At 61.8% G+C, this 12,193-nt stretch carries 11 protein-coding genes; 7 read left to right on the forward strand and 4 right to left on the reverse strand.

All coding sequences use genetic code 11. From position 1 onward, the window contains the following. The first annotated feature begins 55 nt into the window (after positions 1-55). The 5 genes from ccsA to hemL are packed head-to-tail and all read left to right on the forward strand — an operon-like array spanning position 56 to position 5,375. Positions 56-862, forward strand: coding sequence for a cytochrome c biogenesis protein CcsA (ccsA, locus tag JF616_00820; GenBank protein MBW8886269.1), 807 nt, complete (start codon positions 56-58; stop codon positions 860-862). Further along, positions 862-2,184 (forward strand): glutamyl-tRNA reductase, encoded by a 1,323-nt coding sequence (locus JF616_00825; protein MBW8886270.1) that lies wholly within the window; start codon positions 862-864, stop codon positions 2,182-2,184. Before ccsA ends, JF616_00825 begins: the two co-directional genes overlap by 1 nt. Beyond that, positions 2,171-3,259: a hydroxymethylbilane synthase gene (hemC, locus tag JF616_00830; GenBank protein ID MBW8886271.1), complete on the forward strand. Its 1,089-nt coding sequence runs from the start codon at positions 2,171-2,173 to the stop codon at positions 3,257-3,259. Before JF616_00825 ends, hemC begins: the two co-directional genes overlap by 14 nt. After that, positions 3,259-4,095: a uroporphyrinogen-III synthase gene (locus JF616_00835; GenBank protein ID MBW8886272.1), complete on the forward strand. Its 837-nt coding sequence runs from the start codon at positions 3,259-3,261 to the stop codon at positions 4,093-4,095. The genes hemC and JF616_00835 overlap by 1 nt, the downstream gene beginning before the upstream one ends. Next, positions 4,092-5,375, forward strand: coding sequence for a glutamate-1-semialdehyde 2,1-aminomutase (hemL, locus tag JF616_00840; protein ID MBW8886273.1), 1,284 nt, complete (start codon positions 4,092-4,094; stop codon positions 5,373-5,375). Before JF616_00835 ends, hemL begins: the two co-directional genes overlap by 4 nt. A gap of 55 nt (positions 5,376-5,430) precedes the next feature. On the opposite strand, the gene JF616_00845 is transcribed toward hemL, so the two are convergent. Next, entirely contained in the window at positions 5,431-5,982 is a 552-nt protein-coding gene (locus tag JF616_00845) for a hypothetical protein (GenBank protein ID MBW8886274.1), read from the reverse strand. A gap of 188 nt (positions 5,983-6,170) precedes the next feature. Between JF616_00845 and JF616_00850 the strand changes: the two genes are divergently transcribed. Together JF616_00850 and JF616_00855 are read left to right on the forward strand one after the other, a co-directional pair. Continuing rightward, a complete protein-coding gene (locus JF616_00850) occupies positions 6,171-6,650 on the forward strand; it encodes a redoxin domain-containing protein (protein MBW8886275.1) in 480 nt (159 codons plus the stop codon). Continuing rightward, a complete protein-coding gene (locus JF616_00855) occupies positions 6,647-7,186 on the forward strand; it encodes a DsbA family protein (protein MBW8886276.1) in 540 nt (179 codons plus the stop codon). The genes JF616_00850 and JF616_00855 overlap by 4 nt, the downstream gene beginning before the upstream one ends. Here JF616_00855 and JF616_00860 read toward each other — a convergent pair. From JF616_00860 to JF616_00870, 3 genes are all read right to left on the reverse strand, one after another. Next, on the reverse strand, positions 7,173-7,562 hold the full coding sequence (locus tag JF616_00860; GenBank protein ID MBW8886277.1) for a cytochrome c: 390 nt from the start codon (positions 7,560-7,562) through the stop codon (positions 7,173-7,175). The genes JF616_00855 and JF616_00860 overlap by 14 nt on opposite strands. Positions 7,563-7,819: 257 nt before the next feature. Next, positions 7,820-11,329, reverse strand: a complete 3,510-nt coding sequence (locus JF616_00865) for a cadherin-like beta sandwich domain-containing protein (protein ID MBW8886278.1) — start codon at positions 11,327-11,329, stop codon at positions 7,820-7,822. Positions 11,330-11,335: 6 nt separating this feature from the next. Beyond that, positions 11,336-12,070 carry a hypothetical protein gene (locus JF616_00870; protein MBW8886279.1) on the reverse strand — a complete coding sequence of 245 codons (735 nt, stop codon included), beginning with the start codon at positions 12,068-12,070 and terminating at the stop codon, positions 11,336-11,338. Positions 12,071-12,193: the final 123 nt, after the last annotated feature.

A 12,193-nucleotide genomic window follows, 5' to 3' on the forward strand; every position in this document is an offset into this window, starting at 1 on the left:
AAAGACACGCCTTACGCGATATGGCACGAACCCCGATTTTTTAGGTTTTAAGCGGATGCAAGCCCTTATCATTCTCCTGAAGTTCCTCGTGCCCTTGGCCTACGTCGTGACCACCATGGTTTATGCGCGCCTTTTCTTCTCTCCCGAGGAGAGCAAGTTCTCGAGCAAGGCGCATATCGGCATGGCCATTTCGCTCTTGGCCCATACCGGGCTTCTCATCGCCCTTGGCTTCTATCTCGGCCGCTGCCCGTTGGGCACGGTCGGCGAAGGCCTCTTGTTCCTGGCCTGGATGGTCGGCGTCATCCAATACCTTTCCGAGTGGCTGGCCGATACCCGCCGTCTCGGCTTCTTCACCTTGTTGCCCACCTCGCTGTGCGTTCTCATCGGCGTCTTCTTGCAGCGCCCCGAATACGTCCTGCCCGAATCCCTGCGCAGCTCCCTCTTGGTGTTCCACATCGTGGCCAGCTTGGCGAGCTATGCTTGCTTCTCCCTGGCCTCCATCCTGGCGGCGCTTTACCTGGTCCTGCACGGGAAGCTGAAGCACAAGAATTTCGACATCACCTTCCGCAAGCTGCCCCCGCTCGATAAGCTGGACAAGCTCTCCGCCAATTGGTCCTTCCTCGGGAGCGCGACCATGGTCATGAGCTCGATCATCGGCATCTGGTGGGTGCGCAAGGGCGGCGTCGCCGGGATGAGCCTGCGCGAAGCCGGCATCTACCTGGTCCTGGCGGTTTTCCTGGGCGCGGCCTTCTCGCGCCGCCTCTTCGGCTTGCGCGGCAAGCGGCACGCCATGGTGATCCTGGCCGGTTTCGGCATCCTCTTGCTGACCAACCTGGTCGGCACCCACGGATTTTCCGGCTGATGGAGAAGCGCCCCGATAGCGTTCCGGCCCACGCCTTCGTGCTGGGGGCCAACCACCTGACCGCGTCGGTGTCTCTTCGCGATCGGCTTCTCTTCTCCGAAGCCGAGTTGCCCGAATTCTGCAAGGCCCTGATGGAGGTGCCCGGCATGCGCGAAGTGGTGGTGCTTTCCACCTGCAATCGCTCCGAAATCTACGGCATCTCCTCCCAGCCGGTGCAGAGCCGTCCCCTCATCGAGAAATTGTGGGGCGCGGGCAAGGGCGTGAGCGAGGACGAGATCCGCAACCATGGTTATTTCCATTCCCAGGGCGATGCCATACGCCACCTGTTCCGGGTGATCGGATCGTTGGACAGCCTGGTGTTGGGCGAGATGCAGATTTTCGGGCAGATCAAGGAAGCCTATCGCATCGCCGTGGAGGCCCGTTGCGTGGACTTCTACCTGAACCACCTGTTCCAGGCCGGCATCCACGTGGGTAAGCGCGTGCGCAGCGAAACCGCCATCCACGAAGGGGCCGTGAGCATCAGCTACGCGGCGGTCGAGTTGGCCAAGAAAGTGCTCGGCGAACTGAAGGGGAAAACCGTGGGCGTGGTGGGCGCAGGCGAAATGGGCGAGCTCGCGGCCCAGCATCTGCATAAGGCCGGCGCGGCCAAATTCATCTTCTTCAACCGCACCCTCGCCACCGCGGAAAAGCTGGCGGCCGGCTTCGGCGGGGAACTTTGCCTGCTCGCCGATCTGGGCAAGCGCCTACCGCAATGCGATATCCTGGTCTCGGCCACCGGCGCCCCCGACATGGTTATCACCAAGGCGCATGTGCATGACGCAGCGCGCCAACGCGGCGGCCGGCCGCTCTTCCTGATCGACATCGCCGCCCCGCGCGACATCGATCCCGAAGCGGGCCAGGTCTCCAACGCCTACCTCTTCACCATCGACGATCTCAAGAACGTGGTGAACGAGAACGTGGCCCAGCGCAAGGAGGCTTCGCAACGGGCCCTGTCCATCGTGGAGGAAGAGGCCGCCAAGGTGGACGGCTGGTTCCAGGGATTGGACGTGGTGCCTACCCTGCGCGTGCTGCGGGACAAGTACCAGGGCATGGTGGACAAGGAAATCGAGAAATGGGCGGCGGGCCAGCCGGACGAGGTGCGTAAGAAGATGGAGGCCATGGGCAAGAGCTTGCTGAACAAGTTCCTGCACCATCCCAGCACTCGCCTGAAGCTGTTGGGCGAGCAGGGAGACGGTAAACGGGCGAGCTATTTCGCCGAGTTGCTCTTCGCGTTGGAAGAGGAAGGCGGCGAAGGCAAGGAAAGCGGACATGGCAAAGGCTGACGGGAAGACCGGCGAAAAAGCCGGCGGAAACAAGAAAAGCGCGGGAACGGCCGGTGCCCCGAAGGGTCCGGCGGGCAAAGGCGACTCCGCGGGCAAAGGGACCTTGATCATCGGCACGCGCGGCAGCGCTCTGGCGCTGACCCAGTCGAACATGATGGCCGAGGCCTTGCGCAAGGCCCATAAGGGCCTGGACGTGCGCCTGGAGATCATCAAGACCTTAGGCGACGCCGATCAGAAGACCAAACTGCACGCCTTCGCGGGCATGGGCGTGTTCGTGAAGGAGTTGCAGGCGGCGCTCCTGGAAAAGCGCATCGATTGCGCGGTGCATTCCCTGAAGGACGTCCCCGAGGACGAGCCCGAGGGCCTGGTGCTGGCCGCATTTCCCGAGCGCGAAGATCCCCGCGACGTTTTCATCTCGGATGGGCGCGCCTTCCGCGCCTTGCCACCCGGATCCAAGGTCGGCACCGGTTCGCCCCGGCGCGTGCTCCAGCTCAGGGCCCTGCGTCCCGATCTGGAGTACGTGGGCGTGCGGGGTAACGTGGACACGCGCATCGGCAAGGTGCGGAGCGGGGAATTGGCGGGCGTGGTATTGGCCGCCGCGGGCATGCGCCGCCTGGGCCGCGCCGCGGAAATCACCCATCCCTTCTCCTTCCAGGAACTCATCCCCGCCATCGGCCAGGCCAGCTTGGGGATCGAATGCCGCGCCAACGACGCGCGCGTGCTCAAATTATTGGAAGCCGTGGACGATCCCGAAACCCACGACGCCGTGACCTTGGAACGCGAGTTCATGAAGCGCATCGGCGGGGGCTGTAAGGTTCCTATGGCCGCCCACGTCTATCCCTACGGGGAAGCCTTGCGGATGCTGGCGGTGCTGGGCAATCCCGCCACCGGCGCCCTGGCCCGCATCGAGCAGAACCTCGAGGATGACGAAGAGGATGAAATGCTGGAGGAAGTGGCGCTGCGCATGGAGTCGGAATGCCGGGAAAAAGGCATCCCCCTGCCCCATGATGTCGCCGATCATGCTTTATTGGCGGATGGCCCTTTCGGCGCCTCCGCCTTCGAGGACGGGCCCTGATGGCCGTGGTCCTCAATACGCGGCCCGCCGATCAGAACGCCGGATTGTCGGCGCTTTTGAAGGCCGCCGGATTCGATCCCCTGGAGATCCCTCTGGTCGGCATCGAACCCGAACCCGAGGGCCTGGATCGCCTTCGCCACATGCAGCCCACCGGCTTCACCGGCATCTTCCTCTCCAGCCCCAACGGCCTGCGCCAGATGGCGGGCGGGCTCATGCCCGTCGAGTTGGAACCCTGGATGGCCAAGCCTTTCTACCTCGTAGGCCCCAAGGCCGGGGCCCTGGTCCGCGAGAACGGGGGCCGGGTCGCCTTCCATCCCCAAGAAGCCTCCCTGGAAGGCTTTCTCAAGGAATACGCGCCCTCGTCCAAGGGTAACGCGGGAGTAACGGGCCTGGTCCTGGCCCAGCGTTGGCTGCACCCCTGCTCCGTCTCCACGCGCCTCGACCCGGCGGCCTTCCGGAAAAAGGGGATCGAAGTCGAGAACCTCCCCGTCTATCGCCCGGGCGCGAATCCCGAAGCTCCCGGCCTGCTGGACCGGCATGCGGCCTCCCTCGACGCCATCGTGTTTTGCTCCGGTTCCGCCGTGGCCAACTTCTTCGCCGCCGCCCCGCCCGCCTTGGCCGCGCGCCTGGGCAAGAAGGACGGCGTACTGGCCGTATCCATCGGCCCTTCGACATCCCAAGCGCTGGGGGAAAAGGGCGTCGAGCAGGGTTGCGAGGCCGCCCATGCGGACGACCCCGGCCTGGTGGACGCCTTGAAGCAAGCCTTCGGATCCCGGGCCACCCGTATCCTTTCGCGCGCGGCCCCGCCGCCAAAGCCCCCGGAGAAGAAACCATGACCTCGTCCCATGCCGCCCGCCATGAACGCGCTAAGAACGTCATCCCCGGCGGGGTCAATTCGCCCGTGCGCGCCTTCCAATCCGTAGGCGGCGCCCCGGTCTTCATGCGCTCGGCCAAGGGGCCCTACATCACCGACGCGGACGGCCGCGAATACATCGATTACGTCTGCTCGTGGGGGCCGATGATCCTGGGCCATGCCCATCCCGCCGTCATCGAAGCGGTTATCCGCGCCGCCAAGGACGGCACCAGCTTCGGGGCCTGCACCGAAGCGGAAACCGAAATGGCGGAAGCGGTGCGCGCTTGCGTTCCCTCGTGCCAGAAGGTGCGCCTCACCTGCTCGGGCACCGAGGCCACCATGAGCGCGGTGCGTCTGGCCAGGGGCTATACCGGCCGCGAGAAGATCGTGAAGTTCCGCGGCTGCTACCATGGCCACGGCGATAGCTTCCTGATTTCCGCGGGCTCGGGCGCGCTCACCCTGGGGAATCCCTCCAGCCCGGGCGTGACCAAGGGTAGCGCTCAAGATACCCTACCGGCCGAGTACAACGACCTGGCTTCGGTGCAGGCCGTGTTCCGGGCCAATCCCGATTCCATCGCCGCCATCATAGTGGAGCCGGTGGCGGGTAACATGGGTGTCTTGCTTCCCGAACCTGGCTTTCTGCAAGGACTGCGGGCCTTATGCGACGGCAAAAAGACCTTGCTCATCTTCGACGAGGTCATCACCGGTTTCCGTTTGGGGCTTGCGGGGGCCCAAGGTTACTACGGCGTTACCCCGGACCTGACGACCCTGGGCAAGATCCTGGGCGGAGGACTTCCTCTCGCGGCTTATGGCGGAAGGGCGGACATCATGGATATGATGAGCCCCGTGGGGCCGGTCTATCAGGCGGGGACCCTGGCCGGCAATCCCGTCGCGACCGCCGCCGGCCTGGCCAACCTGGCCGAACTGCGGAAGCCCGGGTTTTACGAGGCCTTGAACCGCAAAGCCGAAGGCTGGGAGAAGGATTTGCGCTCGGCCCTTTCCGGGCTGGAGGCCCCCTGGTGCCTGAACCGGGTGTGTTCCATGCTCACGGTGTTCTTCACCGGCGGCCCGGTGCGGGACTATGATTCGGCGATCAAGGCGGATGCCAAGCTTTATGGCCGCTTCTTCCACGCCATGCTGGACCAGGGCTTTTACCTGGCGCCTTCCCAATTCGAAGCGGCCTTCTTGTCGGCGGCCCATGACGGCGCCGTGCTGGCGAAAACGGCGGAAGCCGTCAGGAAAGCGGTCGCCGCGCTCGCTTGATTCGCCTCGCTTGATTCCCGGGATGCGCTACCCATCCATGCGCCGAACCTGGCTGCTACTGAAGTCCGATCAGATCGATCTTCATCGATACCCCGATGGTATTGTCTCCTGATGATCCGGGATAAATCCGGTAAAAGAAATTGACGGCCATGCCCCTATCCATTTGGCGCAAGGGAATGGGGATGCACAAATCGGGGGCCAAGAACTCCCCGAAGCCCTTATCGGAGAAGGACAAGCCCGCCTCGAAAAGGAAAAGCGCCGCCCCGAATTCCATCCCAGCCTCGATCCGATGATGCTGGAATTCATACCTGGCCAGGCCGCCGAGCAGCAGAATGCCATCGGGTTCGAGGCCGTTCTTTCCGGCCGATAATTCCAGACCCGGCCCGGCCTTGGTCAGGGTCATGCCCGGATTGACGAAATAGAATGTCCCCATTCCGCTCATCGGGTCGGATCTGGAATCGGAAAGAGAAGCCAAGATCAGCAAGATAAGCGAGCCTAGGCTTCGCGTAGAAAGCCATTTCGGGCAGGCGCCGACTATCCTTCGTTCGCCGACCTCGAGATTCATCATGAAATCGCCCTGCATTTCCTGGTTCGCGAAGTTCTGCAAAAAAGCGGCAACCGCAATCCTTTGCTTAGAATCCAAATGCTTAGCATTTACCGGGATTCATTCCAAGTAGGGCCATCAATCCGACATCGGCGCCCCGTAAAAATCGATATTAGATCGGAGCCGCTCTCCAAGGGCGGCCCGTCCGCATTCTTCTTTTCCGGGCGGTTTTCCAAGCAAGGAGACGAACCATGAGCGTGTTGCAACCAGGCCAGACGGCGCCCGAATTCGCATTGCCGGCCGCCTACGATCATAAGGTCTCGCTCTCGGAATTCCGCGGCGGGAACCTCATCCTCATCTTCTACCCCGCCGATTGGAGCCCCGTCTGCTCCGACGAGCTGTCGGTCTTCAACGAAATCCTCCCGATGCTTAAGGAATTTAACGCCCAGATCCTGGGCATATCCGTGGATGGACCCTGGTGCCACCAAGCTTTCCGCCAGGCCCGCAACATCAAATTCCCGCTACTCTCCGACTTCGAGCCGAAGGGCGAGGTCGCGCGCAAGTACGGATCCTATCGCGAGGGCGAAGGCACCAGCGAAAGGTCCCTCTACGTAATCGATGGCGAAGGCATCATCCGTTGGAGCTATCTCTCGCCCCTGGGCGTGAACCCCGGCGCCGACGGCGTCCTCGATGCCCTTGAGTCCCTATCCCATGCGGAGGTTTCCCGATGAGCCCCACAACCCGGCTGCGCCTTCCCGTCAACGAGAAGGATCATAAGGAGGGGCCGTCGAACGCGCCCATCGTGATCGTCGAATACGGGGATTTCCAATGCCCCCATTGCGGCCGCGCCTATCCCGTCATGAAGCGTTTGAAAAAAACCTTGGGCGATAACCTGCTCTTCGTCTACCGCCACTTCCCCATGGCCGAAGCCCACCCGGACGCGCCGAATGCCGCGCGCGCCGCGGAAGCCGCCGGGAGGCAGGGCCGGTTCTGGGAAATGCATTCCTTGTTATTCGAAAACCAAAACGCATTGGACTCCGATAGCCTGGTCGGCTACGCGGAATCGCTGGATCTGGATATGGAACGCTGGCTCCTCGACATGGACAGCGACGAGATCGAAGCCAAGGTCGAAGAGGACTTCAAGAGCGGCGTGCGGAGCGGCGCGAACGGAACACCGACTTTTTTCGTGAACGGTTCCAGATACGACGGGGATTGGGCGTACGAGCCGTTTTTGGAGGCGATTTCCTCCGGCGTCACCGAGGCGTAGATTTGCCCGCCGCCGCGGCATAGGCGGCGTAACCGGCGGAATCCATCGAGGGCAGCTTCTTCAAGAAGGCTACAATAGACCACAATTCATGTTCATCGTGGGTCGATCCGAAGGCGGGCATGCCGCTCATCTTGATCCCGAATTTCGTAATCCAATAAAGTTCGCCCGGGCTCCATTCCTCCGCGGGATGCTTCAGCTTGGGCGCCTTCGGATATAGGCCTTTGGCGTATTCGGAGGCCGGCACTCCCGGGGCGCCGTGGCAATCGACGCACATCTCCTGATAATGGCTGAACCCGAGATTAACCATGGCGGTATCCTCGAGGTTGGGAGCCGCGATGCCCTTGGCGTGGCGCTTTACCGAGTTATCCATGGTCATGGAAATCAGCCTTTTGACTATCGGCCAATGGGGTGTCGCTGCGGATATGTCATAGGTTCCGGAATAGATGAAGGCGAGTCCCCCAACGACCAGCAAGAGAACAAGGGTCAACAGCTTTTTCAAAACGCCTCCCGGTAAAACGGACGAGTACAACCGCCAACTTAGAAAAAGTGTTTTTTCCGATCGGTCCGCTCTGGCAAAAAAATAGCCTAGCCTTTTCAGGCTAGGCCATCAGAAATACGAGGCTCCGCCTGCTACTACGGAGTCGTAGGTTGAGGTTGAGACTGCGCTTTTTCCACCGGTATAGTCGTGGCGGAAACGGGGGACGTCGTGATAGGGTCGGTAGTTATCGGAGGGCCGATTATGATGCAGCACAGCTTGCAGCAGGGATAAGCGGCGGTGTAATTAACGTCGGCTGTGACGGGATCCGTGGTGGTCCCGCGGTTGACGTTGAATAAGACCCCATCCTTATTCCATTGCGTGAATTTAGTACCGGAAGCATTCGTGCTATCGGTTGTGATATTCCACTTGGTGCCGAAGCTGGCAGGGGTGACGACCGAATCCGGTCCAGACCCGACGAGGCAGAAATGGAGGATACAAAGCCGCGGATCGGTGCAGGTGGTAACTTGGTTCACGCAGAGATCGTGCCCGTAAATCTTCAAGGTAAAAGATCGCACGTCAAAGGCCGCCGCAACCGTGTGGTTCGCGGCGATCCCCGACAGCGAGTATGTCGAGGTGTTCATCCGGTCGCCGGTGAGGCTCGCCACCACATCGGTTCCGTTGTCCGTGAAGGCCGAAACCCACACGCCTGTCGAAGGTGAGCCGGAGACCATGGTGATGGCCTGGGTGCTCCCCGAATCCACTTCCGTCGTCCCGACGGGCGAGATGGTCCCGGTTCCGGTAACGCTGGTCGTAAGCGTATAGGTCTTCAAAAACGTCGCCACCAGGGTATGGCTCTTCGTCACGTTGGTCAGCTTATAGGTCTTCGGCCCGAACTTCGTCGCCGTGCCGAGGGACGCCAAAGCCGCTCCGCTATCCGTAACCGACAAGATCCGGTATCCTACCAGCGGTGTCAACGTGATCGAAGTATCCTTCCCATGCTGGATTTGGATGCTGGCATGGTCGAATGCGCCGCCCACGAAGCCCGAAATGGTTCCGGTAATGGTATAGACGTTGATGGCGAAGGAACCCGTGGCCCGCACCGTCGCGGCCTTTACCGTCAGCTTGGCCGGATTGGCCGTCGAATCCGAAGACCCGGTCCCGAAAGTTCCGGACCCCTCGGTCAACGCCCACTTGGCGAAATGGAAGCCCGTCGAATCGGGCGCCTTCAGATTGACCACGGCGCCCAGCGGGGCTTCCAGCGAATCGACGACGATGGTCACGGCTCCGATGGCGCGGGAGACGATGACCTTGGCGCGGCGGACCACTTTCACCGTATAGGTCGACTTGGCTTTGCCGTCTTGGGCGGTCACGACGATCTTGAAAAGGTTATCGCCCACGTCCAGGGCCAAGGGGCTGCTGACGGTGCCCGAGGTCAAGGCCGTATCGTTCACCGTCAGCTTGGCGGCGGGATGGGATGCGGTGGGCTTCACGGTGACCGAAGCGACCTTGAAGGCCACGGTGTCGGCGTAGTCGAAGATATCGCTCTTGAAGGACGGCTTGAGGACGAAGCCGGCAGGGTCGAGTTTAGCGAGGCTGGCATCCGTGCTGGGGGCGCGGGTGACGGCGATGCTGTACGACTTCTGGGTGCCGTCCTGCGCGGTTACCACGATTTCGAAGGCTTTCAAAGTGGTACCCACGGCCAAGGCGACCGAATCGGAGGACTTGCCCGAGGCGACCGGTTTGCCGTTGATGAGAAGGGAAGCCGCGGGGTCGGTCGTGGTCGCGACGACTCCCACCAGGCTATCGGTATAGGCTACGGCCATGGAGTAGGCCACGGTCACCGGCTTGAAGGACGGCGTCAAGGTACCGGCCGAGGGGATGAGGCTCGAGAGATCGTTGTTGGATTTGGACGGCGGGAGCAGGGTCACCACCATGGTGTCTTCCGCGCTGTTGCCGTCGTCATCGGTGACGCGGCCTATCACGACGACCTTACCCGTATCGCCCGGCACCACCATGCTGGTATCCTGCTTGCCGAGGTTCAGGAAAGACGCGGAGCCGACCTTGATTTCGCGCTTGGCGATCGCGCCGAACTTGTCCGATCCCTTCACCGAGAAATTCACCGGGGAGCCGGCGATGACCGAAATGTCCGGGCCCATATCCGCGGTCGGCGGATCGAGTACGACGGTGATGAGGACCGAGTCGGTGCCGGTCTTGCCGGCGTCATCGGTGGCGTAGAGGGTGGCCACGTATTTGCCGGGCGCGGAGTACTTATGCCCGCCCTTGATGGAAGCGGTGGAATCGTTGGCCTTGATGCTATCGTCGAGCTTTCCGTCGCCATCGTAGTCCCATCCGACCAGGGCCACCTTGCCTTCGGCATCGCGGACCTTGGCTTCCAGGGCCACGAAGTCGTTGATGGAAACGAGGGTATCCTTGCTCTTGCTTACGGTTTCGGGCGGCTGATTGCCGATGTCGACCGTGACGGTCGCGACGGCTTCGTTGCCTTCGCTATCGCGCACCAGGAAATGGACTTGGTGGGAACCTTCCTTGGTGAAGGTGGTGGTTTGGGTGGGGAGGTCCGCTACGTTGCCCAGGAACGGGCCGGGCAGGCTATCGTCCCAGGTGCTGTCCCCGTCGAGGTCCCATTTGAACATCACGATGGAACCGAACTCCTGGGTGGCCTTGGGCGAGAAGTCGATGGGGGAATTGACGGCGGCGCCGGACTTGTTGGAGACGGTGAGAACGGGTACGTCGCGTTTGACGCGGATACGCGCGAGCGCGGAAGCATCGCCGAACTTGGCCATGACCGTGGCGACGCCTTCCTTGAGGCCGTGAACGCGGCCTTGGTCGTCCACCTTCACGACCGCCTCGTCGGAGGAAGACCAGGCGATTTCCCCGTCCTTGGCGTCCGGCGCGGTGGAAGCCTTGAGAACGCTGTCGGGCCCGCCCAGGTACAGACTGAGGGAATCGGGTTGCAAGGAGATGCTGCGGCCGCCTGTCGATCCGATCTGGACAACGATTACGGCCGTTTTGGTGGAGTCGTGCTTGGCCCGGGCCCTGACATGGGCCGTGCCGTTCTTGAGGGGGATGACCAGGGCTTCCGAGGAGTTGGGGCCGTTGGGCAAATCCAGGGTGGCGACGGAAGGATCATCGACGGACCAGATGAAGGATTGCTCGGCGAATTTGGGGAGGATGGCGGCGGTGACCTTGACGGCGGGATCGCCTGCTTGGAGGCTCAAGGATTCGGGGGAGAGTGAGAGCGAGTTGGGAACGGCTCCGGGTTCGGAGAGGGTGTCCACCACGACTTTGCCGCCTTGGTCGTCGAAGGTGCGGTTTTGATCCGCGCAAAGCGAACCATCTTTGAACCAACCCCGCACGTGGACCTGGGCGCGGCCGCCCTTGTACTTCGAGGCGTCGAGGCCGTTCAATTCATCCAGCGACTTGAGGGGCCCTTCGAAAAGGGTATCCAGGACCTTGCCCGAGGTATCCAACAGTTCCACTTGCAGGGTATCGCAATGGGTCCATGCCGAATCGGGCGTCAAATTGAATTTGGTTTCGCCGTCGGCTTGGTTCAATTGGCAGGACCAGAAAATGAGGAGGCCGGCGATGGAAGCGAGGGCGGCCAGGGCGAAGGCGCGGAAGCGGAGGGCGGATTTATGGCTGTTCATGACGTCCTACTTGGCGGCCTGGGTTTGGTTCGGAATGGTGATGGTATGCGTCGCAGGGGTATTGTCCGAGGTCGAAATGAGATAGACCACGGTTCCGGCCGTAATCAGGCCAACGCCTCCCGCCACCCACATGCCTTTGCTCTTCCAGAAGGATTCCTTTTCCTGGTGCGTCGCATCCTGGTATTCCTTGGACGGGCCGGCAGGCTGGGAAGCGGCGGCCTGTTCGGTATGGGCGGCGGAGCCGGTAGCGGGCTTTTCGGGCGAGGAGATCTGGGTGCTGTCGACGCCGAAGCCCTTCTGGCGGGCCACGAACTCCTTGCGCACCTTTTCGAAGATGCGATCGATTTCATCGCTGACGAACATATCGACCAGCTCGGCGGACGGCATCATTTCCAGCAGGCGGTACATGTAGTACTTCCCCTTCTCGCGCGTTTGCGGATTGGCCGAATAGACCACGGCCAAATGCTTGGCGATGAAGATGCTGTCGCCGCGCGAATATGTCTTATTGGATTTGGTGAAGGTCTCGATCAGCTTGGTGACCTTTTCGAAATCCCCTTCGTTGTAGGCGTTGTGGATGGCCTTCTGATCGAGCACCGTTCCCGTAGAAGCCTGGGCGGGAGCAGGTTGGGCGGCGGACGCGGCGGCCGGCTGGGGCGTGGGCGAAGATTGGCCCGCGAAAACCGAGGCGACGAGGAAAAAGATCAAGGTAGACCGGATCAGGACGGTGAGGACGCTATGCATACGATATTCCCAGGAAGGAAGGATGATGCCGAAGGCTCGCAAAATCTAGTTATTCAGGAACTCCGGCCCATTAGATCCCGCCGGCCGTAACGAGCCCCTAAATCCTCCACCCTTGTCTTCCGG

It is taken from the genome of Fibrobacterota bacterium (genome assembly GCA_019509785.1).
Classification (GTDB): domain Bacteria; phylum Fibrobacterota; class Fibrobacteria; order UBA11236; family UBA11236; genus Chersky-265.

Coding starts and splice junctions, on each gene's coding strand:
- ccsA (MBW8886269.1), top strand. CDS start 56: ATGCAAGCCCTTATCATTCTCCTGAAGTTCCTCGTGCCCTTGGCCTAC.
- JF616_00825 (MBW8886270.1), top strand. CDS start 862: ATGGAGAAGCGCCCCGATAGCGTTCCGGCCCACGCCTTCGTGCTGGGG.
- hemC (MBW8886271.1), top strand. CDS start 2,171: ATGGCAAAGGCTGACGGGAAGACCGGCGAAAAAGCCGGCGGAAACAAG.
- JF616_00835 (MBW8886272.1), top strand. CDS start 3,259: ATGGCCGTGGTCCTCAATACGCGGCCCGCCGATCAGAACGCCGGATTG.
- hemL (MBW8886273.1), top strand. CDS start 4,092: ATGACCTCGTCCCATGCCGCCCGCCATGAACGCGCTAAGAACGTCATC.
- JF616_00850 (MBW8886275.1), top strand. CDS start 6,171: ATGAGCGTGTTGCAACCAGGCCAGACGGCGCCCGAATTCGCATTGCCG.
- JF616_00855 (MBW8886276.1), top strand. CDS start 6,647: ATGAGCCCCACAACCCGGCTGCGCCTTCCCGTCAACGAGAAGGATCAT.
- JF616_00860 (MBW8886277.1), bottom strand. CDS start 7,562: ATGACCATGGATAACTCGGTAAAGCGCCACGCCAAGGGCATCGCGGCT.
- JF616_00865 (MBW8886278.1), bottom strand. CDS start 11,329: ATGAACAGCCATAAATCCGCCCTCCGCTTCCGCGCCTTCGCCCTGGCC.
- JF616_00870 (MBW8886279.1), bottom strand. CDS start 12,070: ATGCATAGCGTCCTCACCGTCCTGATCCGGTCTACCTTGATCTTTTTC.